This window comes from Gemmatimonadota bacterium, from assembly GCA_009838845.1.
In the GTDB taxonomy this organism is placed as follows: domain Bacteria; phylum Latescibacterota; class UBA2968; order UBA2968; family UBA2968; genus VXRD01.
This window is the reverse complement of record VXRD01000127.1, coordinates 1-21,846: the sequence shown is the minus strand read 5'-3', so window position 1 is coordinate 21,846 and position 21,846 is coordinate 1. Positions and strand designations below refer to the sequence as shown.

23 protein-coding genes and 1 tRNA gene are annotated in these 21,846 nt (G+C 50.7%); 8 read left to right on the top strand and 16 right to left on the bottom strand.

Annotated elements, in window-relative coordinates:
* The first annotated feature begins 169 nt into the window (after window positions 1-169).
* Window positions 170-862 (top strand): glycosyltransferase family 2 protein, encoded by a 693-nt coding sequence (locus F4Y39_18135; GenBank protein ID MYC15647.1) that lies wholly within the window; start codon window positions 170-172, stop codon window positions 860-862.
* A 19-nt stretch (window positions 863-881) separates the two neighbouring features.
* Here F4Y39_18135 and F4Y39_18130 read toward each other — a convergent pair whose 3' ends face one another.
* The 4 genes from F4Y39_18130 to bamD form a co-directional block, all read right to left on the bottom strand.
* Entirely contained in the window at window positions 882-1,178 is a 297-nt protein-coding gene (locus tag F4Y39_18130) for a cell division protein ZapA (GenBank protein MYC15646.1), read from the bottom strand.
* Window positions 1,179-1,245: 67 nt separating this feature from the next.
* Window positions 1,246-1,497, bottom strand: coding sequence for a hypothetical protein (locus F4Y39_18125; GenBank protein ID MYC15645.1), 252 nt, complete (start codon window positions 1,495-1,497; stop codon window positions 1,246-1,248).
* 36 nt (window positions 1,498-1,533) lie between these two features.
* Window positions 1,534-2,121: a nicotinate-nucleotide adenylyltransferase gene (locus F4Y39_18120; protein ID MYC15644.1), complete on the bottom strand. Its 588-nt coding sequence runs from the start codon at window positions 2,119-2,121 to the stop codon at window positions 1,534-1,536.
* A 10-nt stretch (window positions 2,122-2,131) separates the two neighbouring features.
* Window positions 2,132-2,887, bottom strand: a complete 756-nt coding sequence (gene bamD / locus F4Y39_18115) for an outer membrane protein assembly factor BamD (GenBank protein ID MYC15643.1) — start codon at window positions 2,885-2,887, stop codon at window positions 2,132-2,134.
* A gap of 278 nt (window positions 2,888-3,165) precedes the next feature.
* Here bamD and rbsK point away from each other — a divergent pair, with 278 nt between their 5' ends.
* From rbsK to purL, 5 genes are all read left to right on the top strand, one after another.
* The gene (gene rbsK, locus F4Y39_18110; protein MYC15642.1) at window positions 3,166-4,080 is read left to right on the top strand and encodes a ribokinase; all 915 of its coding nucleotides are present in this window, start codon (window positions 3,166-3,168) and stop codon (window positions 4,078-4,080) included.
* Window positions 4,081-4,398: 318 nt separating this feature from the next.
* Window positions 4,399-4,593, top strand: a complete 195-nt coding sequence (locus F4Y39_18105; GenBank protein MYC15641.1) for a hypothetical protein — start codon at window positions 4,399-4,401, stop codon at window positions 4,591-4,593.
* A 10-nt stretch (window positions 4,594-4,603) separates the two neighbouring features.
* Window positions 4,604-5,962: an adenylosuccinate lyase gene (gene purB, locus F4Y39_18100; protein MYC15640.1), complete on the top strand. Its 1,359-nt coding sequence runs from the start codon at window positions 4,604-4,606 to the stop codon at window positions 5,960-5,962.
* A gap of 115 nt (window positions 5,963-6,077) precedes the next feature.
* Window positions 6,078-6,632 carry a dTDP-4-dehydrorhamnose 3,5-epimerase gene (gene rfbC, locus F4Y39_18095; protein MYC15639.1) on the top strand — a complete coding sequence of 185 codons (555 nt, stop codon included), beginning with the start codon at window positions 6,078-6,080 and terminating at the stop codon, window positions 6,630-6,632.
* Between the two features lie 7 nt (window positions 6,633-6,639).
* Window positions 6,640-10,539: a phosphoribosylformylglycinamidine synthase gene (gene purL, locus F4Y39_18090; protein MYC15638.1), complete on the top strand. Its 3,900-nt coding sequence runs from the start codon at window positions 6,640-6,642 to the stop codon at window positions 10,537-10,539.
* Between the two features lie 109 nt (window positions 10,540-10,648).
* On the opposite strand, the gene F4Y39_18085 is transcribed toward purL, so the two are convergent.
* The 10 genes from F4Y39_18085 to F4Y39_18040 all read right to left on the bottom strand — a co-directional run bounded on the left by F4Y39_18085 (window position 10,649) and on the right by F4Y39_18040 (window position 19,815).
* Window positions 10,649-10,725: transfer RNA gene (locus F4Y39_18085), tRNA-Pro, on the bottom strand.
* Between the two features lie 58 nt (window positions 10,726-10,783).
* The gene (locus F4Y39_18080; GenBank protein MYC15637.1) at window positions 10,784-11,863 is read right to left on the bottom strand and encodes a Gfo/Idh/MocA family oxidoreductase; all 1,080 of its coding nucleotides are present in this window, start codon (window positions 11,861-11,863) and stop codon (window positions 10,784-10,786) included.
* On the bottom strand, window positions 11,739-12,755 hold the full coding sequence (locus F4Y39_18075) for an aldo/keto reductase (protein ID MYC15636.1): 1,017 nt from the start codon (window positions 12,753-12,755) through the stop codon (window positions 11,739-11,741). Before F4Y39_18075 ends, F4Y39_18080 begins: the two co-directional genes overlap by 125 nt.
* A 108-nt stretch (window positions 12,756-12,863) precedes the next feature.
* Window positions 12,864-13,940: a Gfo/Idh/MocA family oxidoreductase gene (locus F4Y39_18070; GenBank protein MYC15635.1), complete on the bottom strand. Its 1,077-nt coding sequence runs from the start codon at window positions 13,938-13,940 to the stop codon at window positions 12,864-12,866.
* 20 nt (window positions 13,941-13,960) lie between these two features.
* The gene (locus tag F4Y39_18065) at window positions 13,961-15,043 is read right to left on the bottom strand and encodes a Gfo/Idh/MocA family oxidoreductase (GenBank protein MYC15634.1); all 1,083 of its coding nucleotides are present in this window, start codon (window positions 15,041-15,043) and stop codon (window positions 13,961-13,963) included.
* A 72-nt stretch (window positions 15,044-15,115) separates the two neighbouring features.
* Complete coding sequence (locus F4Y39_18060) at window positions 15,116-16,558, bottom strand: oligosaccharide flippase family protein (GenBank protein ID MYC15633.1); 1,443 nt, start codon at window positions 16,556-16,558, stop codon at window positions 15,116-15,118.
* 5 nt (window positions 16,559-16,563) lie between these two features.
* Entirely contained in the window at window positions 16,564-18,519 is a 1,956-nt protein-coding gene (locus tag F4Y39_18055; protein MYC15632.1) for a hypothetical protein, read from the bottom strand.
* Between the two features lie 156 nt (window positions 18,520-18,675).
* Entirely contained in the window at window positions 18,676-19,131 is a 456-nt protein-coding gene (locus F4Y39_18050) for a GNAT family N-acetyltransferase (GenBank protein ID MYC15631.1), read from the bottom strand.
* A 48-nt stretch (window positions 19,132-19,179) separates the two neighbouring features.
* Window positions 19,180-19,407: a hypothetical protein gene (locus F4Y39_18045; protein ID MYC15630.1), complete on the bottom strand. Its 228-nt coding sequence runs from the start codon at window positions 19,405-19,407 to the stop codon at window positions 19,180-19,182.
* A gap of 156 nt (window positions 19,408-19,563) precedes the next feature.
* On the bottom strand, window positions 19,564-19,815 hold the full coding sequence (locus F4Y39_18040; GenBank protein ID MYC15629.1) for a UPF0175 family protein: 252 nt from the start codon (window positions 19,813-19,815) through the stop codon (window positions 19,564-19,566).
* 191 nt (window positions 19,816-20,006) lie between these two features.
* Here F4Y39_18040 and F4Y39_18035 point away from each other — a divergent pair, with 191 nt between their 5' ends.
* Window positions 20,007-20,285: a hypothetical protein gene (locus F4Y39_18035; GenBank protein MYC15628.1), complete on the top strand. Its 279-nt coding sequence runs from the start codon at window positions 20,007-20,009 to the stop codon at window positions 20,283-20,285.
* 9 nt (window positions 20,286-20,294) lie between these two features.
* Window positions 20,295-20,594, top strand: a complete 300-nt coding sequence (locus F4Y39_18030) for a HigA family addiction module antidote protein (protein MYC15627.1) — start codon at window positions 20,295-20,297, stop codon at window positions 20,592-20,594.
* Window positions 20,595-20,704: 110 nt separating this feature from the next.
* Here the strand turns inward: F4Y39_18030 and F4Y39_18025 are convergent, their stop codons facing one another.
* Together F4Y39_18025 and F4Y39_18020 are read right to left on the bottom strand one after the other, a co-directional pair.
* On the bottom strand, window positions 20,705-21,082 hold the full coding sequence (locus F4Y39_18025; protein ID MYC15626.1) for a VOC family protein: 378 nt from the start codon (window positions 21,080-21,082) through the stop codon (window positions 20,705-20,707).
* Between the two features lie 170 nt (window positions 21,083-21,252).
* The gene (locus F4Y39_18020; GenBank protein ID MYC15625.1) at window positions 21,253-21,633 is read right to left on the bottom strand and encodes a hypothetical protein; all 381 of its coding nucleotides are present in this window, start codon (window positions 21,631-21,633) and stop codon (window positions 21,253-21,255) included.
* Window positions 21,634-21,846 lie beyond the last annotated feature (213 nt).

Genomic DNA, 21,846 nt, shown 5'->3' with positions numbered 1-21,846 from the left:
GGTCAAGGGAAAAGCCGACTTCCCGAGATATTAATATCTGACAAGTTCAGAATATCTCTTTATCTTGGATACTGTCAAAATACGAAAAAAAACTCTTTAGTCAAAACGGGCAGTTATCCCTTTCATAAAGACGTGAATGGATAAATCACTTTTGAGGAGAACATAGCCTATGCCCGCCCCTCCACGCATCTCAGTTATTATTCCGGTTTTTAACGAGCAAGATGCTATAGAAAAAGTAATTGGCGATATTCCCAGTCATTTACCCACCGAAATCATCGTCGTCGATAATGGGTCAACCGACCAAACTGCAAAATTAGCCGCCGCAATGGGCGCACGCATTGTTCGAGAAAATCGCCGTGGATACGGTTCTGCCTGCCTCGCTGGCATAGCAGCAACCAATAATCCGGACATCGTCGTCTTTCTCGATGGCGACTACAGCGATCACCCCAACGAAATGCCAGACCTGATTGCGCCTATCCTGGAAAACCGTGCTGATCTCGTGATTGGCTCGCGCGTTTTAGGCAATAGTGAACCCGGTGCGCTGATGATTCAGGCGCGCTTTGGCAACCGTCTGGCCACCAGCCTCATTAAAATTCTCTTTGGCGTATCCTATACAGACCTGGGACCATTTCGGGCGATTCGCTATCGGGCACTCAGGGACTTAAATATGCGAGATAAAACTTTTGGATGGACAGTAGAGATGCAGGTCAAAGCAGCAAAACAGGCGTTAAAAATACAAGAAATGCCAGTAAGTTATAGAAAACGCATCGGCGTTTCCAAAATTACTGGCACACTAAAAGGCACCCTCAAGGCAGGGTGGAAAATTTTATTTACAATTTTTAAGTATTGGTTTACGAAGTGAGATATGAGAGGGGTCCCTCTCATTTTTCTGCGCTATCTATATGCTGCTCCAAACGCCTGAGAGCTTCATCTATGCGAATGCGGTCTTCTCGACGCCGAGTGCGATGACGCACAATTTGATTGGCAATATCAAATGCCGCCATCAGTGCAATCCGAGCGGTATCACCTGTATTTTCGACGGCGGCAATCAGGTTCATTTTTTGATCGACAAAATTTGAAATTTTAGAGGTATATTCCTCCGACTCCTCACTGCTGAGTACATATTCAGATCCAAAGATCGTCACCTTGGTCTTATGTAAATCATCAGAATGGGACATAATATAGCTTTACTAAAGTTATGCCGTGCGTCCAGCAGTCAGCCCCCAACTCCCTACCCGACTATAATCACGGCTTTGCCACAAGGTCCATGCGAACCACACCATCGGTAGCGGGCACCTCCAATTCCACGGTCCACCCTTTGACGACCTCACCTCTTACAACAATTTCTTTGGCTTCTTTTGATAGGATTTTGGCATCTTCTGATACGAGTGCCAGCGCGTGACACTTGTCATCATCCACACAAAAATAACGCTGAATCCGCGCTTCGGGCATTCCCCCAAGTCTGGGACATTCGGCTTCTTGTTTTTCGTTGCTCATAACAAAACCAGTCAAAAGTCGCGAGTCTCTATCCCTCTACTCCTGAAGATATAACCCGTGGGTTCTAATATAATCTGCAACAGCATCGGGAACATAAAAAGAAATCGGTCTTCCGGTGCGTACGCGTTCTCTAATCGCCGTTGACGATATATCCAGCAGAGGTGTTTCAACAAACTGCATCCTGGATTTGAAAGCGGGATCAACGCGCTCTCGCTCAAAACCCGGGCGTTCAGCCACGAGTACATGAGCCATATCCAACACGCCTTCGGGGTCAAACCAGTCGCCCATTTCAACGGCATTATCGGCACCAATAATCAAGAATATCTCTGTGTCTTCGTCCATATTCCTGCGCAAATAACGCAAGGTATCAATCGTATAGGATTTCCCTGAGCGCGACAACTCGAACCGACTCAGTACAAATCCCGGATAATCGCGCACGGCCAGGCTGACCATCATCGCGCGATCTTCAGCCGAAGTCATAGTGTATTTGAGCGGTGGATCGCCCGACGGCATAAACACAACCCGATCGAGCGCGCATTGGAGCATAATTTCCTGCCCGATAATTAAATGCCCAATGTGAATGGGATCAAATGTCCCTCCGAAAATGCCAATGCGCTTTGTCATCCTAAGGTTTTCAGTTAGACTGCGCTTTTTTTACTTTTTCCATCTCTTCAATGACTTTTTCCTTCAACTTCTCGGGCAAATCCCGCCCTATCAACAATGTAAGCTCGTTGAGTGCCTCGTCGAGTGCCCCAGTCTTAAAATTGACTTGTGCAATGATAAAACGCGCATCCAAAGCAGACTCTGTGTCGGGATATTCCTTCAACACGCCTTCAGCATAGACTTTGGCCGAGGAATAATATTTCCACAGGATATAATCGTATGCAATCATGACCTCCTTACGGGCCAGTTGATTGCGCAACGCGTTAATTCTATTCTCTGCCTGAGAGACGAGATCGCTTTGTGGATAGTCTTCGATAAACCGCGCAAATTCTCGAATTGCCTTGTGCGTTTCATCCTGATCGTGGTGAATATCGCGCGCATCCTGATAATAACACTCGCCAATCTGGAACCGGGCTTCGGCGGCATAAGGACTCACGGGATATTCGTTGAGCAGGCGTTCGTATTCAAAAATAGACGTCACATAATCTTTTTGACACTGAAAAGCTTTGCCCAACCCAAATTGCGCCTCATCTGACAAATGAGATCCGGGAAAATCCGATAGCATATTTCTAAACAATAACTCAGCGTCGTAGCACTTCTTATTTTTCAGTGCATCTTGCGCGTCTTTGTAATAAACCTCTGGACTCAAGCGCTTGTATTTTTTTTGTGCACACCCCACACACAACGCGATCAGACACGCACAACAAATATGTAAAAATCGTTTCATGATCCGCCAATCTGCATGATCTTAAAAGAACTATGTAACATGTCGTCCTGTCTGATAAACGATGCAGATTCTGTAATGTTCCCCAGTTGTAAAACAAAAAAGGGCGCGTTTTTTCCGCGCTTGATTTCAAACTCCCCAAAAGTATAAGACTTTCAGAAAATAAGCAAACCCACCTGTCAAGTCAAGAATACCAGCTTGGGAATCATGACCTCTTGACTTGCACAAGAGATTATCGCATGAATATTTAAGTACGTAAACAAAAACCTGAGAGGTCCTCCATGTCCCGCGTCATCGTCATCGGGAGTTCCAATACCGATCTGGTTATTCGCGCCGATAAATTGCCATCGCCAGGTGAAACAGTGCTCGGCGGCGCGTTTTTTATTGCCGGAGGTGGTAAAGGCGCCAACCAGGCCGTTGCCGCAGCCCGCGCAGGGGCACAGGTCACATTTATAGCGCGCATGGGCTGTGACGATTTTGGCGCGCAAGCTCTATCGGCCTTTCAACGCGAAGGGATCGACACACGATGGGTTGTATCTGATCCCCATTTACCGTCAGGTGTTGCATTTATCCTCGTGGATGATCGTGGTGAAAACAGCATTGTGGTCGCTTCAGGCGCGAATGCAGCTCTGTCACCCGATCAAATCCAGGATCAGGTCTATGAAGACGCAGAAATATGCTTGCTTCAACTCGAAATCCCGATTGAAACCGTCGTCCATGCCGCATCCTTATCGACAAAAAACAAGACCCGCGTCGTACTCAATCCAGCGCCAGCGGCAGACTTGCCAGAAGAAATCTGGCCTCACCTGTTTCTCATTACGCCCAATCAAACCGAGACCGAATACCTCACGGGAATCCCTCCCAATAGCCCCCAAAATATCGCAAAGGCAGCCGACAAACTCCTCCAAAAAGGCGCTCAAAACGCCATCATCACCCTGGGAGCACAGGGCGCGTTTTTCGCGACACCAGATCAAACTTTACACATACCGGCTTTTAAAGCTACACCAATAGATACCACTGGTGCCGGCGATGCCTTCAATGGCGCGCTATCCTGCGCTTTAAGCGAAAACCAATCCCTCGAAACCGCCATTCGCTTTGCGTGCGCCGCAGGCGCTCTAACCGTTGGCAAAGCTGGTGCTCAACCCTCGATCCCCACCAGAGATCAAATCGACGCGCTGTCGGCGAATCCCCCTTGACGACAGCCCCGGCTTGTCCTATATTCCTATTCCCTTTCCCAGACTCCCCTCCCCCTCTCCCTGATGCCATCCCGTATCAGAAAGGAAATCTAATGGGTTTGAGGAAGGCGAACGCAATCAGGCTCGATTTCGATGACCTCGTCAAAGAACTCGACGATTTCGAACAAGATATTAAAACCCTTCAGGAACGCATAGACCAACTCATCACCAACGCGCGACAAAAACCAGTCAAAGCCGTTACGAGCGAAGGCGATATGGGCACAACCTGAACACACAATCAAACAGGCGGGTATTCTTCCCGCCTGTTATTTTTTTTCAATGTTCTACTCCATCATTTTTGCCACCGTCCTCATCATTGTCATATTGGCAAAATACCTCTACAAACCCGTTGAACGCTGTCCCGAATGCAATACACCGCGCGAGTCCGATCATCCGATATGCCCGTGCGGATATGTTTTTGAATTTCCCGATGATGACGATCCCCTCGAATACGGCGACCCGGAAGATCAGTAAAGGAATCCCCATGACTCTCACCGCACTCTCTCCCCTCGACAATCGCTACACGAGCCGCTTGACAGACCTCGTTCCCTGTCTGTCTCATTTTGCGCTAATAGCCTACCGCGTACAGATCGAAATCGAATGGTTGCGCTTCCAATCAGAGCATCCCGCACTCACACACGTCCGCACATTCACCGATGCTGAACACCAGATATTGAAGTCATGGATAGATACTTTCGACGAACAGCAGGCCCAGCGCGTTGTTGCAATTGAAAGGGTCACCAATCACGATGTTAAATCTGTCGAATACTATGTCAGAGAACGCCTTGAAGAAACATCGCTCGCCGACGTATGTGAAGCCGTGCATTTTTGCTGCACCTCTGAAGACATCAGCAATCTCGCCCACGCGCTCATGATCAAAACTGCTATCAAAAATGTCTTTCTTCCACTGGCACAAGAAGTTACAGATATTACTTCACAACTCGCACAAGACACTAAAAACCTTCCTGTACTCGCGCGCACACACGGTCAGCCCGCCACCCCGACCACAATGGGCAAAGAACTCGCCGTATTTGCCTATCGCTGGCAGCGGCAAATCAAACAGGCCACACAGCTCGAATACCTCGGCAAATTCAATGGCGCCACCGGCAATTACAACGCGCATGTCGCGGCTTATCCCGAAGTGTGCTGGCACGACCTCGCCCGCGATTTCGTCCAGCGTCTCGGTCTCACATTCAATCCCCTCACCACTCAAATTGAATCGCACGATTATATGGCCGAAGTTTTTCACCTGATCATCCGATTCAACACTATCGCACTCGACTTTGCCCGCGACATGTGGACCTATATATCCCTATCCTATTTCCGCCAGAAAACAGTCGCATCAGAAGTCGGATCCTCGACCATGCCCCACAAAGTCAATCCCATCGACTTTGAAAATGCCGAAGCCAATCTGGGCATCAGCACGGCCCTGCTCGAACATCTATCTACCAAATTACCCGTCTCGCGCCTTCAGCGCGACCTGTCCGATTCCTCAGCCAGTCGCAATATTGGTCCGGCCATCGGTCATGGGTGTCTCGCCCTGAAATCCATCCTGAATGGTCTGGGCAAGGTCGCCATCGACAAACAGGCCATTGCCAGCGATCTCGAAAACGCCTGGGAAATCCTCGGCGAAGCCGTGCAAACTGTCATGCGAAAAGCCGGATATGAAAACGCCTATGAGCTTATGAAAGGCCTCACCCGGGGCACAGAGATTACAAAGGACGATCTCGACAGCTTTCTCAATACTCTCGACCTTCCACAAGCAGACCTCAAAAATCTGAAAAATCTAACGCCTCAATCCTATATAGGGCTTGCCCCGCAGCTTGTGGATGATATCTTGTAAAGACGAGGGGCTGGGCTGGAGACTGGTGGAGATAAGCCCCGTCTGTCTATCGTGAACTGGCCTATACTGCGACCAGTTGTACCACCGTTGCACACTTCATCCTTCACACTTCATCATGCCCTTTGAATTTGAGCACCTCGACATCCCCGACGTCATCCTCGTTCGCGCAAAGCGATTTTCCGATGATCGCGGTTTTTTTGTTGAAACGTACAAACGAGACGATTTCGCGGCTAATGGCATCTTAGAAACTTTCGCTCAGGATAACCACTCTCGCTCTACCCGCGGCGTGCTGCGCGGATTGCACTACCAAAAAGCCCCTCGCGCACAGGGCAAACTCATCCAGGTGTTCAAAGGCGAAATATACGATGTTGCCGTCGATATTCGTCGGGGATCCCCCACTTATGGCCAGTCGATCGGCATTCATCTTTCCGAAGCGCGATCCGAACTCCTTTATATCCCCCCCGGCTTTGCACACGGATTTTGCGTTCTCAGCGAGGTGGCGGACTTCACATATAAATGTACGGATATTTACGCGCCAGAGACCTATCGCGGTATTTCTTGGGATGATCCCGACTTAGATATTTCCTGGCCCATAAAAAATCCAATCCTTTCCAGGCGCGATCAAAGCCTCCCCCCACTCAAAGAGGCGGACAACAATTTTATTTACTGAGGACTCCATGAGCCTGAAGCATTTCTTTCGCACATCCCCCCCGCAGCAACACACCCTGCTCCAATTGTCACAGCAACACGTCTCTGCACACATTCAAAATATCGAAACTGAATACTGTTTCAACGTACAAGCGGACAGTCCGCTTTCTGCCGACCAGCAAAACCGGCTCATCTATCTGCTATCTGAAACCTTTGAAGCAGATCAATTCGCACAGCAATCCTTTCTTACGGGACCTGGCACGATCATCGAAGTGGGGCCACGCATGAATTTTTCTACGGCCTGGTCCACAAATGCCACGGCAATATGCCACGCCTGCGGGATCACGCAAATTTCTCGCATCGAACGGTCGCGGCGTTACTTCATTGAGCCAGCCTTGAGCCTGGATCAGCAGAATATCTTTTTGACCCTCGTACACGACCGCATGACCGAATGCCTGTATCCCCACCCCCTCACCTCCTTTGACTCTGACGCAAAACCAGAACCCGTATCCGAGATTCCCCTCATAGAAGAAGGCCGCCGCACCCTCGAAAAAATCAATCGCACCATGGGCCTGGCATTCGATGAATGGGACCTCAATTATTACACTGATTTATTTCTCGACCAGATCGGCCGTAACCCCACCAATGTCGAATGCTTTGACATTGCCCAATCCAACAGCGAACATTGCAGGCACTGGTTTTTTAAAGGTCGTCTTATCATCGACGGCGAAGAGATGCCCGATCACCTCATCGCCATGATCCAATCGACACTCAAAGCCAACCCCAACAACAGCACCATCGCCTTCAAAGACAATTCCAGCGCCATCCGAGGGTATCCGATACGCACTATTGTGCCTACCACTATCGGTAGTCCCTCTCCATTTGCATTTTCAGACCGCACCTGTGACATCATCTTCACCGCGGAAACACACAACTTTCCATCGGGTGTTGCCCCTTTTCCCGGTGCAGAAACAGGTACCGGCGGACGCATCCGAGATGTGCAGGCCACGGGCCGCGGCGCGCTCGTGATAGCGGGTACAGCGGCGTATTGCGTGGGCAATTTGTATATTCCCGAATATGATCTGCCCTGGGAAAATCCCAAATTTCAATATCCCGATAACCTCGCCACCCCCTTGCAAATCGCAATTGAAGCCAGTAATGGGGCCTCGGATTACGGCAACAAATTCGGCGAACCTCTTATACAGGGGTACACGCGATCCTATGGTATGCGCCTGCCCAATGGTGAACGCAGAGAATGGATCAAACCCATTATGTTCAGCGGCGGAATCGGTCAGATGGACGCACGCCATACAAATAAAGAAAAGCCTGAACCCCAAATGCTTGTCACCAAAATCGGTGGGCCGGCCTATCGCATTGGCATGGGAGGCGGTGCCGCCTCGAGCATGGTGCAGGGCGAAAACGAAGCCGAACTCGATTTCAATGCCGTGCAACGCGGCGACGCAGAAATGGAACAAAAACTCAATCGCGTGATCCGCGCCTGTGTCGAACTCGGCGATCAAAACCCCATTGTCAGCATCCACGACCAGGGCGCAGGTGGCAACTGCAATGTACTCAAAGAAATCGTTGAGCCTGCGGGTGCCCGCATCGATATTCGCGCCGTGCCTGTTGGAGATGAAACACTATCTGTACTCGAGATCTGGGGTGCCGAATATCAGGAAAACAATGCCCTGCTCATCCGTCCCGAACACGCCCATCTCTTCGACGCCCTCTGCAAACGCGAAAAGGTCATTTACGCTTTTGTCGGCGAAGTAACCGGCGATGGGAGGGTGGTAGTCTTCGACAGCAAAGACAACACCACGCCCGTTGACCTCGACCTGGAAAAAGTCCTTGGCGATATGCCGCAAAAGCCCTTCAAACTCGACCGCTTTCCCATCCGAACTAAACCGCTCACCCTGCCCGAAAATCTGACCGTTAAAAAAGCACTCGACCGCGTGCTTCGCCTCGTCTCCGTAGGTTCCAAACGATTTCTCACCAACAAAGTTGACCGCTGTGTAACCGGGCTTGTTGCGCAACAGCAATGCGTGGGACCCCTCCAGCTAACCGCAGCAGACGTCGCTGTCATTGCACAAAGTCATTTTGGCACAACTGGCGCCGCCACCGCCATTGGTGAACAACCTATCAAAGGTCTCATTGATCCTGCGGCGATGGGACGCCTGTGCGTGGGCGAAATGCTCACCAATATCGCCTGGGCGCGGCTGAGTGCCATCGAAGACATCAAGTGTTCTGGCAACTGGATGTGGGCGGCCAAATTGCCCGGAGAAGGCGCAGCACTTTACGATGCGGCCCGCGCCCTTACGGATATTCTGCTCGAATTGGGCATTGCTATAGATGGCGGCAAAGACAGCCTCTCAATGGCTGCGATCGCACCGGGAGAGGATGGCGAAGAAACTGTCAAAACACCCGGCACACTCGTCATATCGGGCTATGTCACCAGTCCCGACATTACGCAGACCGTCACGCCCGACTTAAAACATCCCGATGAAGGCATCATACTTTACGTCGATCTCGGCGCAGACAAACATCGCCTCGGCGGGTCTTCTCTCGCCCATGTGTACGAGCAACTCGGCAACGAGCCACCAGATGTCGATGATCCCGCCCTGCTCAAACGCGCAATTGGCGCACTCCAATCCTGCATTGCAAAAAATTACATTGCCTCGGGACACGACCGCAGCGATGGCGGTCTCATCACCGCGCTTTTGGAAATGGCTTTTGCCGGCAACTGTGGCATTCAGATCGATCTTCAAACCCGCGCCAATGCGATTTCCTCGCTCTTTTCCGAAGAACTCGGCCTCGTCTTTGAAGTGCATCCCAAAAATCTGATGATCGTGCGAGAAATTTTTGAAAAAGTACCCATCCAAACCATTGGAAAAGTAACCTCCAGTCCCGATATCCAAATTTCAGTCAATAATCAGCGCGTTCTCAAAATTCCCATGCCCGAATTGCGCGACCTGTGGGAAGCCACGAGTTTCCAGCTCGAACGCCAGCAAACCAATCTATCCTGCGTCGCACAAGAAGAGACTTCTCTGCACGCACGTACAGGTCCCAAATTTACCATACCCTTCGCGCCAATGCCCACGCCACCCGCCATTCTCAATGCCAGTAGCAAACCCGCAGTCGCCATCGTACGCGAAGAGGGCAGCAATGGAGATCGCGAAATGACCTCTGCATTTTCCGCAGCGGGCTTTGAACCCTGGGATATAACCACGAGCGATCTCTTATCTGGCACTATCGCACTCGGCGAGCAATTCCGAGGGGTGGTATTTGTCGGCGGATTCAGTTATGCCGATGTGCTCGACTCTGCCAAAGGCTGGGCTGGTGTGATTCGCTTCAACGACGGCCTACGTGCCCAGTTCGATGACTTCTACAACCGCCCGGATACCTTCAGCCTCGGCGTATGCAATGGCTGTCAACTCATGGCCCTTCTCGGCTGGGTTCCATTCCCCGGCCTTGCCAATACAGAACAACCCCGGTTTATTCGCAACGAATCCGCGCGTTTTGAATCCCGTTTTTCCACTGTGCAAATTCAGGACAGTCCAGCGATTATGTTTAAAAACATGGCCGGTGCATCCCTCGGCGTGTGGGTCGCGCACGGCGAAGGCCGCGCATTTTTTCCCCGCGCAGACGTACTCGACCGCGTCATAGACGGAAATCTCTCCCCCGTGCGCTATGTCGATGACAACAATACCGCGACCGAAGCCTATCCCTTTAACCCAAATGGTTCGCCACACGGTATTGCCGGTCTTTGCTCCCTCGATGGTCGCCACCTCGCCATGATGCCCCACCCTGAACGCACCTTTCTCAAGTGGCAATGGGGCTATATGCCAGCGAACTGGAAACGCGATCTTCAAGCCTCTCCGTGGCTTCAAATATTCCAAAATGCCCGCGAGTGGTGCGAGGGTAAAACGTAAGACAGAAGCCAAAAGAAAGTGCTTGTGCGATTTTTACACAGGTGCTTTTTCCTTTACTCCCTAAAACGACAAGGGGTTGCGAGTAAAACTCACAACCCCTTGTTTTTATTGGTCGAGGTGGAGGGATTTGAACCCCCGGCCCCCTGCTCCCAAAGCAGGTGCTCTACCGGACTGAGCCACACCTCGTTTCTAATATCTAAAAGTATGGGATTCAGAAAATATTGTCAATAGAAAGAATCCGATCTTATCGCGTCCCGGCCATAATCGCCTCGGCCAATTCCATCGTCTTAATCGCCTCATCCAAATTTGCCGCGGGAAGCGCGACCGGGCGGTCTTCTTTCACACAATCGATAAAAAATCGGTTCTGTTCATCTGTTCCCGATCCATCCCCGCTCAACTCTCTTTTCTCGCCATCGCAAAAAACCTCTCCGCGCGACACGCCCTCCATATAAGCCGAAATCTCGTGTCCGTGAATCTCATAACGCTCCAGCCTGGCATTGGTCGTATAATTGTGAATAAGCTGCGCGACAACGCCATTTTCAAAGGCGACGAGCGCCGCGTGTACATCCCGATAACCGGACATGGACCGCTGCACCACACTGTGGACCTCAGAAACATCGGCATCTGCCAAAAAGCGGATCGTATCAATCGCGTGAATCGGCGTCTCAAAAAGCATACAATCCATCAGCACCTCGGCAAATTTGCCCGAATTTCCCAGCTCTGTGATACTCTTGTGGAACTCCCCCACCAATTGCGTCACAGGACCGCGATCCAGCACCAGATCTCGCGCCTCGACAATAATCGGATGAAAACGACGATTCCACCCCACCATGGCTTTCGCGCCCGTTTCGTCCGATGCAGCTTTTAACGCTTCGGTTTCTTTCAGGCTCAAACCGGGTGGTTTCTCCAAAAAGGTATTGACGCCAGCCTCCAGACACGGCAGTGCAAGCGTGGCATTTAAGTGGGCAGGCGGCGCGACAAAAACCGCATCCAGAGCTTCGCCTTCAAGCAACGCGGAAACATCGCCGTATTGCCCTTCAATCCCGTAATCTTCACACACGGACTCGCGGATATCCACAACCGGATCGCAAACCGCTGCGAGATGCACATCTTCAAAACCATCCAAAGTTCGAATATGTCCCCTGCCCCTGCCACCACATCCAATCACGCCAACGCGCACGCTATCCATCATATCCCCCTCATTCTGTCCATTCTGCCGGATCAATATCCATCCACTTAGAATCAATTTCACCCCACTTATTGGGCGCTGTATCGATCTCGTACTTGGCAAAAACCCGATCAATTGCCCGCTTTGTATCCTCATCCAATGTCCACCCCATAGCGCCCATATTGTCTTCCACCTCTTCTGGCCTTCGCGCACCCACCAGTGCCGTACTCACAGCCTTGTGAGACAACACCCAATTCAGCGCCATGTGCGGCAGATTTTTGCCCAGCCCCGCGGCGATCTCTTTCAACTCATTCACCGCCCGGACATTGCGCTGGAAAATACCCGGTTCAAACAGGCGCAAAGTCGTATTGCTACCGCCTCTTCTGCGCCAATCATTGTCCTCAAAAACCGTGTCTTCTGTAAACGCGCCAGCGAGCAGACCATAAGCCAGAGAACCGTACGTCATCACCCCCACATTATTTGCTTCGGCATAGGGAAACGTCCATTTTACATGGCGGCGGTCAAACAAATTACACCCGTATTGCAACACCTCCACGCGCCTCGCATCCATACACCGCGCGATTTCCGGAGGCGTAAAATTCGACAGCCCCACAAACCGCGTCTTCCCTGCCTGGACGATTTCCTCTAACGCGCCCATAGTCTCTTCAAAAGGCGTATCGCGGTCGGGCCAATGCACGAGATACACATCGACATAATCCGTATTTAGCATCTCCAAACTCTGCTCAATCGCCCGGTGGACCATTTCTTTGCTGCTATCTCTGCCCTGCTCGTATCCAATGCCGAACTTCGTAACCAGAATCACATCTTTGCGCCTGGGTCCCAGCGCGCGCGCAAGCAACCGTTCAGATGCGCCCTTGCCATATCCCTGCGCCGTATCAAAACAATTGATCCCCAGATCAACTGCGCGGTTGACAGCAGCGACGACCTCAGCGTCATCAATAGACCCATATCCCCCGCCCAATTCCCAGCAACCAAAACCGATTGCCGAAACCTTCAAACCCGTCTGTCCAAACTCGCGATATTCCACAATAACCTCCTCATGAGAATCTGCGAATCAACGAATCAACGAACCCCGCTCATCCTCCCAAAATCAGTGTGTATCGCCATTCGTCTATTCGTCTATTCGCCTATTCGTTCATTCACGTCCAAACTTTGGCTGCCTGGGTGCAAAACCGCGATCCATGCGATAGGGACAATCTTTCAACGGCAGATGTACCCGCTCGCCCCCCCGCTGGTGCGACTCGACAAAAGCAAAAATCAATTCTTGATTGGCACGTGCCAACCGCACACCGCACCGCGTCGGTTCACCTGTATCCAGCGCATGTGCCAGATCTTCAATCAAATGTACGGTTGAACTCGTCGGCTCCACCTCTGGAAAATCCCCAAATCCCAGCACATTCCGTCCCCTGTGATCGTGCCCAACCACCTCGCGCACCTGCCACCCTGCGCCATTTTGCAAACTCGTCACAACCCCCGCATCGCCCACAGCTTCAACCTCCAGACCACGTCCAGAATTGAGCGCATACGCCGTCACTCCATTTTCAAACTGGATAATCCCGTGCCCCGCGGGATCTGCCTTCAAAATATTTCCCTCAATCTCGTCTGCACCCTGCTGTAGATGTCCCTGCACCCATAACGCGGGATGGTCGCTATTGAGGCGCATCAACAGATCAAAACTGTGACTCGCACCATTGAAAAGAGAACTCGTCTGGTGAATGATCAGCGACCGCAACTGCCCAATGCGCCCGCTGTCAATCACCTCTTTCATACTGTCATACCCTCTATCCCACCGCCGATTGGTGCCCAGATTAAAAAATACCCCATTACGCTCACATGCATCGACCATCGCATCGGCATCCGCCATAGAAGCCGCCATGGCTTTCTCAGCATAAATCGCCTTTGCCCCGTGCTCGGCAGCATATACCACAATTTCTGCGCGCTGCTCTGGCTGCGTCGCCACGCTCACAATATCTGGCTCTTCCGTATTGATAAGTTCCCGATAATCCGTGTACTGTCGCGATTTTGGAACCCCATATCGCTCACCCGCCTGCGCCATCACATCCTCGCGCAGATCCGAACACGCGACCAGATCTGTTCGATCACATGCCTCGTATCCCGCCGCATGGGAATACGCCCGCGTGTGATCCACTTCGTTGTCAATAAATGCACCCATCCGACTGCACCCAATCAGTGCTGCGCGATATGTTTTCATGGTCTGCCCCCAATGAAGACCTAAACGTGAAAAATGTACAAATCTCTGTCTCCCAACGGTAGATTTACCCACGCACTCCCCCGACGGTGACTTTCCGCTACAGCAATACATGCCTCAGTTACGTGATGGGCAACCTCCACATGCCCCAGCGTTGGACGTCCTTGCTCATAGGCGTCTATCAAATCCTCCAGACACGACACCACATGGCTTTTTGGCGCAACAGGCGCGACCTCTGCATCATCCCATCCCTGGCGTTTGCCCACCAGACTACCGGCTTTTCTGAGCTTTATACCATCCCCATTGTTAATCGACCGGATGCACCCCTTAGTCCCCATCACCTCAAACTCCCACCCACCAGCGGGGACCGACCAGGCTTCTATGCCATTTTCAAATCGCAATTGAAAAGTCGCGCTCGGATCAAAAGCAATGTGATTGTTCTCAATCGCAAAATCTCGTGGCAACAATTCACCGCGCACCGCTTCAATCTTCGGATCGCCCAACAAAAAAGAGAGCGTATCTATAGAGTGGATATGCCCGTGCATCAAAGATGAGGCCGCGTAGTGAACAGCCGCTCTGGGTTCGCCAATCTCACCCTCGGCAATTGCGCGGCGCACGGCGTGATAACTCACGTTAAATCGCCTCAAAACACCCGTATTGAACACAGTGCCATTTGCTACCACCGCATCTAAAATCTCATCTGCCCGCGCCACAGAACTCGCCATCGCCTTCTCCACATACAACATCGGCACCCCAGCATTGGCAAGGCTCACGGTTAAATCCGCATGCGAATCGCCTCTGAAATTGGCATCGGGTGCTTTATTGGCGGGCTTAAACAAACCCGAAGCCGTTGTACACACCGCCACCAGATCGAGCGGCTCTTGTGCCACCATCTCCATATAATCTTCGTAAACAGCCTTCACACCCCATCGCTCGGCAAAATTCGCCCGCTTATCTGCCTGCAAATCAGATCCGGCGACGAGTTCGAGTTGATCTATCACCCCACAACAGGCCGCAACAGAATACGGTTTGACAGCATGCCCTTCATCGTCAATCGTACTGCCCATTCGCCCCAATCCAATAATACCCACGCGGTAGGTTTTCAAAACGCGCCTCCTTTAGTTTTCCCCCCAGACGCTTGCATTATGCCATGAACAGGCGGACAACACAATCACAATCTATTGCCCCCTGAAATCACGCCAGAACCGCATCACAAATGCCCGGGCAAACAAACGAACAGCAAAAGCATAAGCAATGCCCCCGACCACCACACCCAACAACAGAGCTTCAACAGGCTCCAGATCGGTCAATGATCGAACCGCGACCAGTGCAACCGCGATCCATAGCGTCGTCAAAAATGGCCCGACAAATGACTTGAAATAATCAGCCATTCGCAAATCGATCAAACGGTTGACCAGTATTTGCGTAACCACGAGAAATAACACGGCAGCCACTGAAAGCACGGCGGCGATTCCATCAATGCCATAGCGCACGCCCCAATAAAGCGCGGGCACAAAAACAATCAGATTTACAAGCGTCCACCGAAACGACCAGTTTGCCTTTCCCTTGGCGAGAAAAACCGATCCCACAACCGTACCCACAGCTTTGAGCATACCCGCTAAAATCAACAGCCTGAGTGGATTAAGAGCAGACAACATCTCCTCGCCTTTTACGAGCAACAAAATTTCCCGTCCATAGATAAAACCACCTATTAGCGCGGGCCAAGACAAAAGGGCAATCGCAGTAATCGTGCGCGTATATCCCCGTCGCAAAGTCTGATTATTTCGCTGCACCACGGAAAAAGCCGGAAAAATCACCCGCGTCAGCACAACACTGGCCCGATTCAATGGAACCATTGTGTATTGATAGGCAAAAGCGTACAGACCCGCGGCAACAGGACCCAGCAAAACGGGAACAAAATAGACCTTGTCCAGATTATTATTGATATTGTTGAGCAGATTCGCGCCAGAAACATTGAAGCCAAATGGCAAAAGCGCCTTCAGTTTTGCCCAACTAAACGACAGCGACGGCATCCAGGCAGCGGCAATCCACAAACCGCCCAACAATGCGATCTCCCTCGTTATTGCATTCCAAACCGCACTTTTTATCCCCCAACCACTAACGAGAAGACCAATGCCAACCATTGCGGCAATCAACGCAGCGACCATTTCACTTATTGCTATGGACTGAAAACGCAAATCCCGAGCCAGAATTGCTTTCACAATGCCCGAAACAGATGCAAGCGGAATAATCAAAGCCATGGGTTTTGCAATATCAAAAAACGCCGCGATATTCGGCGTTCTCCCCCACCAGATAATGAGAAGCCACTCACTCGCTATAAACCCGACAAAAAGCGCAACCCCCACAAAAAGACAGGCCCAAAAAGCAGAGGAAAAATGGATCCGCGAGACATCTTGATATTTTATCAGTGCGTCATTTAGCCCCACTACACCCACCATCTGAAACAAAACCAGAACGCGCTGTGCCCAGATGAAATATCCCATATCTTCCAGATTTAGAATCCGAAAAAAAATCAGTGTCACGATGAGATGCACGCCCAACCCGCCGCCTGTCCAAAACGCCCCGCGCACCGCTCGTGTTGCCAAAGACTGATTACTCATATCCCCTACCACGAATGCATGTGATGCCCTCGCCCGGGAAACCAGATTTGATCCACTACATAGGACGTGAACACGGCAAGTCCATAGCCCACCAGCATCCCGACAAAAAAGGGCCTGCTACGCCGATAAAGCGAAGCCCCGCCAATGCGAAGAATAATCGCTTTGGCACTCCATGCAATCAAAATGGACATCGTCGAATGCATCGCGTGCCCCACTGGCACAATCATCCCCATAGGATGCAGAGGCCACCATGTAAAGCGATACCGCAAAAAACTCATAGCACTAAAAATGAGCATCCCTGCCCCTAAAAACAAATAGCGTTCGGGTTTGTACTCGGGTACTTCTTTTAACGCTTTGACCAGAGCGTCGTACACGCGCGGCGGATAGCGCGTAAATGGAAGATCATTAAAATTATATGCGCCGTATGTATAACTCAAAAAAATTGTCAGAATCACCGTCCAACCAATCCCGACGATAAGCGTCACAAGCACGACCATCAACAAACGCCCCTTTTGCTGCTGGATCAACTCGCCCAACTTTGCAATGTGAATCAGAGGCACCATAAACATCGCTTTGCTCTGGCAACGCAGGGAAGAAAACAATGTGATCGACGTTCGCGCTCCAGCCGAATAATCTGCCGGATGAAAAAACAAATCTGTGAACCCAGCCTCGTTGACCGGCATGCTCATATACACCACGCCAGTTTCAGCAATAATGCGGGCAAGCCCGATGTAAGCGATGAACAAACCCAGGGTTAACAGATACACAAACTTCCATTCCAACCCCATCGTGCGCAACCACAACAACATGAACAACACGCTGATCACAAGCGAAATAACCGCCATGCGATGCGACAACAACTCATTCGAATCATCCACGGTATCATCGCCCTGCAAAGCCTTGCGAAACACATCCTTCAAATGCAACCGCGCCGTCCAAAATGTCCAGAAAACCAGAGCGATAAACGCGCCGGCGCTTTGCAGACCCGCCACTGCATCGCCGGGACCTGTTTTGGCCGACAATGTGAACCCAATCCTGCGAAAAAAAGCAATCTCATTGAGATACAGAACGTGAAATACCAGAATGGAAAACAACACATCCACATTGGCAAAATACGCAAAGCCAATCGTAAAAAAATTCACCCCCGTATGCTGCGGAGGATAAAATCGGGCAAAATAAAACCACTGCTGTCCCAACCAGATAATGGGAATACCGGGGTTGAAATACGACATAATATTCCACGCCTTTACAAAAAAAATCAGGCCGCATCCGATCCAGAACAACCGATTGTACAAAATACCTTCCCGCTTTGGCGCGTCAGCCGCCGACGCCAGTTCTACCGGCGGACCGAGCACGGGATAGGCCACGCGCTCGTGCTCCGACCACTGTTTTCTCAACATACTCGAAAGTGCGATAGACGCCAGAACAATGGCCGCAACAACGCTCAACCACCAGAACAGCGGCACAATCCACACATCCCATGGAATGGACTGCCCCGCAGGCAGGCCCTCGTAAAGCCATTGCATGGCATAGCCTTCGTTGCTCGGCACCAGCCAACCGGGCAAATGCGGATGGACAAATTCCGACCATTGATTTTCAGGCGTCGCCAGATAATGCGGCACCGAAATCATGCCCAGGAAAAAACTCGTCAAACCATAAGCGGGAATGGCCGCGCCCAAAAGCCCCATCGCCAGTACCACCAGCAACTCGGTTTGACACAGCGCATATCGCGGCTTTATCCAGCGCACCAGCTGATTCAGGAACACCACCAGCACATAAGTACACAACAATACCATTGGAAAATGGCTGATATTCATACGCGATGTGTGGGCGATATACTCGGCATGCGTATTCCAAAATGCAATCCACACCACCACCACCAACCCAAAAAGAACAGCCCTGAGCGTGATACCCTCGCGCGTTGCCATATCTCTTGTATTTGAGGCTTGAACTTCGGCCATAATCCACCTTTCTCAATCGCCTACCAGAACTCCCAAACTAATAACAGGAGACAAAAGATGCAACATCGCATCTCTCACCTCCTGTAAAGAATCTACGGAACGGGGTACAACTGGCCTGAAAGACGGCCAGTTGTACCCCGCTCCGTCTATTCCTCATCACGCAAATCCATCCGCTCGATTTCTGCGCCCCCACAAACGATACTCAAATGTAACGCAATTCGAAGCACTGCGCCCCAGCCGCCTGAACCCCACCGATTCAAACACCCCTATCGCCCCAACCCTATCGCGCGGCACAACCGCCTCCAATAACCGCACCCCCACCTCTCGCAAACACTCTATCAGCGCATTGACCAACCGCGTTGCCACGCCAAAACGCCGATGCGTATCACGCACCCCAAGCCCCACAATTACAGCCTGCATCTCATCTTGCAACCACGCCACAAACCCAATCACACAATCGCCCTGCACAGCCACAAGCGTCTGTTCCACATCTATGAACACACGCCCACCCGACAACGCCACAACACATTGTGGCCCAATATTTTTCACTAATTCATTAAGTGCATTTCTATCAGAAATTTGTGCCGAACGCACGGTTAAATTGGGTAACATCACTCTTGAACCGAGTCATTCTGATCGCAGATATAATTGAACAACCGTTCAGGAAGTATCGCGGTGTTTTTTGACATAGTTCATCCAAAAATGATGACGCTGAGCATACGGGTCAGCAACGCAATGGGCGCAAACGCGTTCGATCTTATCGAGCAAAGCGCGGTCTTCAAGAGCCGCACGACGCAACTTGGCCCAATCGTCCCAGCGACCGCGACGAATCACATCGTCTATAGCGGCGAGTGTAAAATTTTGATGGTTCAGGTGACGGTGCTGCACGGCTCACTCCTCTTACTTTCCCTATGCTACTTATTACCAATCCTCTCCAACGACCTGCTTTAGCACGGCTCGGACGAATTGATCGTCGAGATATAGACCTGCATAGCGCAACTCTCGGATAATTTTAGATTCGGTGAGGCATTGAGTACCTACCCTTCATTCACGGCTTACTTCCTCCGCGATTTCGTCCACGCTGTATTGGAATACTGAAACCTCAAACCGGCCTAGTGCCTCAATGAACTCACCGCGGGATAGTCCAGCAATCTCAGCCGCCCGGCTTTGAGAAACCTCCCCCATCTCGTACCATTTCACAGCAGCAACCAGACGCAATTCCCGGGTGAAATGATCGGGACCTTTCCGCACCGAAGAAAGTACATCTTCTGGTAGTTCAAAAGTGACCGTTACCATAGTATTCTCCCTGATCAATCAAGCTATCCAAAGATTTCCGATTTGTTTTTTTCGGCATCTTGAACATATTCCTGTGCAGCCTGGAAAAACTCATTCGCAGATTGCTTTATGTTTTTTTTGATTGCGGTCCATATACAGTTTTTACCTATATGATATTTTGATTCTGGAAGAAGATAGGTTATATTTCTCTTATGATCCTCAGTTTCCGCCACAAAGGTCTCAAATCCCTCTATGAGGAAGGGAATCGGCGATATATTCAACCTGAATACGCTGACAAAATAGAGCGTATTTTAGCCCGCCTTGATGAGGCGACAATGCCTGGGGACATGAACCTGCCGGGTTTCCGACTTCATCCGCTAAAAGGTAATCGCATGGGATACTGGTCAGTTAGTGTGTCGGGTAACTGGCGCATCGTGTTTCGGTTTGAAGGAGAGAATGCTTGTAACGTAGATCTGGTTGATTACCACTAAGGAGAAAAAATGCCGATGAAGAATCCACCCCATCCGGGGCTGTCAGTACGTTACGATTGTCTGGAGCCACTTGGGCTGAGTGTGACTGTAGCCGCGCAAAAACTCGGCGTTGACCACAAGGAACTATCGGATATCGTGGACGGCCGGGCAGGCATCTCGCCTGAGATGGCGATTCGCCTGGACAAAGCCTTCGGCGGAGGCGCGATCACATGGTACCGAATGCAGGCGGCCTACGACCTGGCACAGGCCATGCAGAAGGCCGATGAAATTCAGGTTGAGCGCGTTGTAATCACTACACCATCCGACTGACTGACATTTATCCCACCGCATCCTGTATCCCCTTCAAAAATAAAACCCGGCAATTACCAATAAAATAACTTGAGGGACCGCCTTATTTCAGTCAGGCGATCCCTTAATTTTTATCTTTCCAACAACTCAATTTCATACCCATCCGGATCATCGACAAACGCCATTTTGCGTCCTGTGGGGAATGTCTCTCGCCAATCGCCGGGCCAAATCTCGATTCCCTTTTTCTCTAACTCATCGCAAAAGGCAATCAAATCGGGCACGCCAATCGCGAAGTGCATCAGATCTTCGGGCACATTCAACTCGTAATCATCGGAATACGTCAATTCCAGCGTATGCTCGTTGCCCGGCAATTCCAGATGGCAAATCTGATTGCCCGCTGGCGACTTTTCCGAACGACTCTTCAGCACAAAACCAAAATGATCGCAATAATACTGGATCGACCTGTCCAAATCGCTCACGCGAACGCGCGTATGAAGAAATACAGCCATGGAAAACTCCTTTCAAAAATGAAAAAGTGAGATTTACTACTTCAATAACCACCAAAGATACAAAGGAATGAGACAAAGACAAGAAAAAGGCGAGGAACTGGAGGCTTGGAGCAAAAAAAAACAGGTCGCGCACAAAGCGGAACCTGATTGACAAAACAGAGAGAGGAAAGTTAGACCATGGAATACGTCGATGGTGATGGAGGCTTGACCTTTTGCCCGGGCACTATACCCAGAGCGCGTTGCACCCGTCTTATAGCGATACGGTAGTGACTTTGCACCGCACTTTTTGAAATCTCTAAAAGCAGCGCGATTTCTGTAAAAGTCTTGCCCTGTGAGCGCAGCAATAAAACCTCGTACTTGCGCCCCGTCAGCACCGTCTCGATAACGTCTTTGACCTGAGCCAAACGCACGGGATCTGCCTCGCCGGGCACTAAATGGCGAATATGACATGGCGCGCCGTTTTCCTGTAAATTATCGGAAAGGCGAGCGATATCTTCTGGCGAAAAACAAATCTCGCGCACCGTGTTATAATGTATTCTTTCGCGCTTCATAGCATTTTGTAGAAATGATCAACTCCGTCAAATTTCGAAAAACAGGACGTCGTAATTTAGCGGATTCAAACACACTTGGCAAGGAAAAATACCTTATTGCAATCCAAAAATTGCGCTTCTGCCAAAGTTGTACCCCGCCACGCATACATCTTGACGAAAAATAATTTATGCTTAAATAAAACGATAATCCTCTCCCGTCTTGCCAAACTGGAT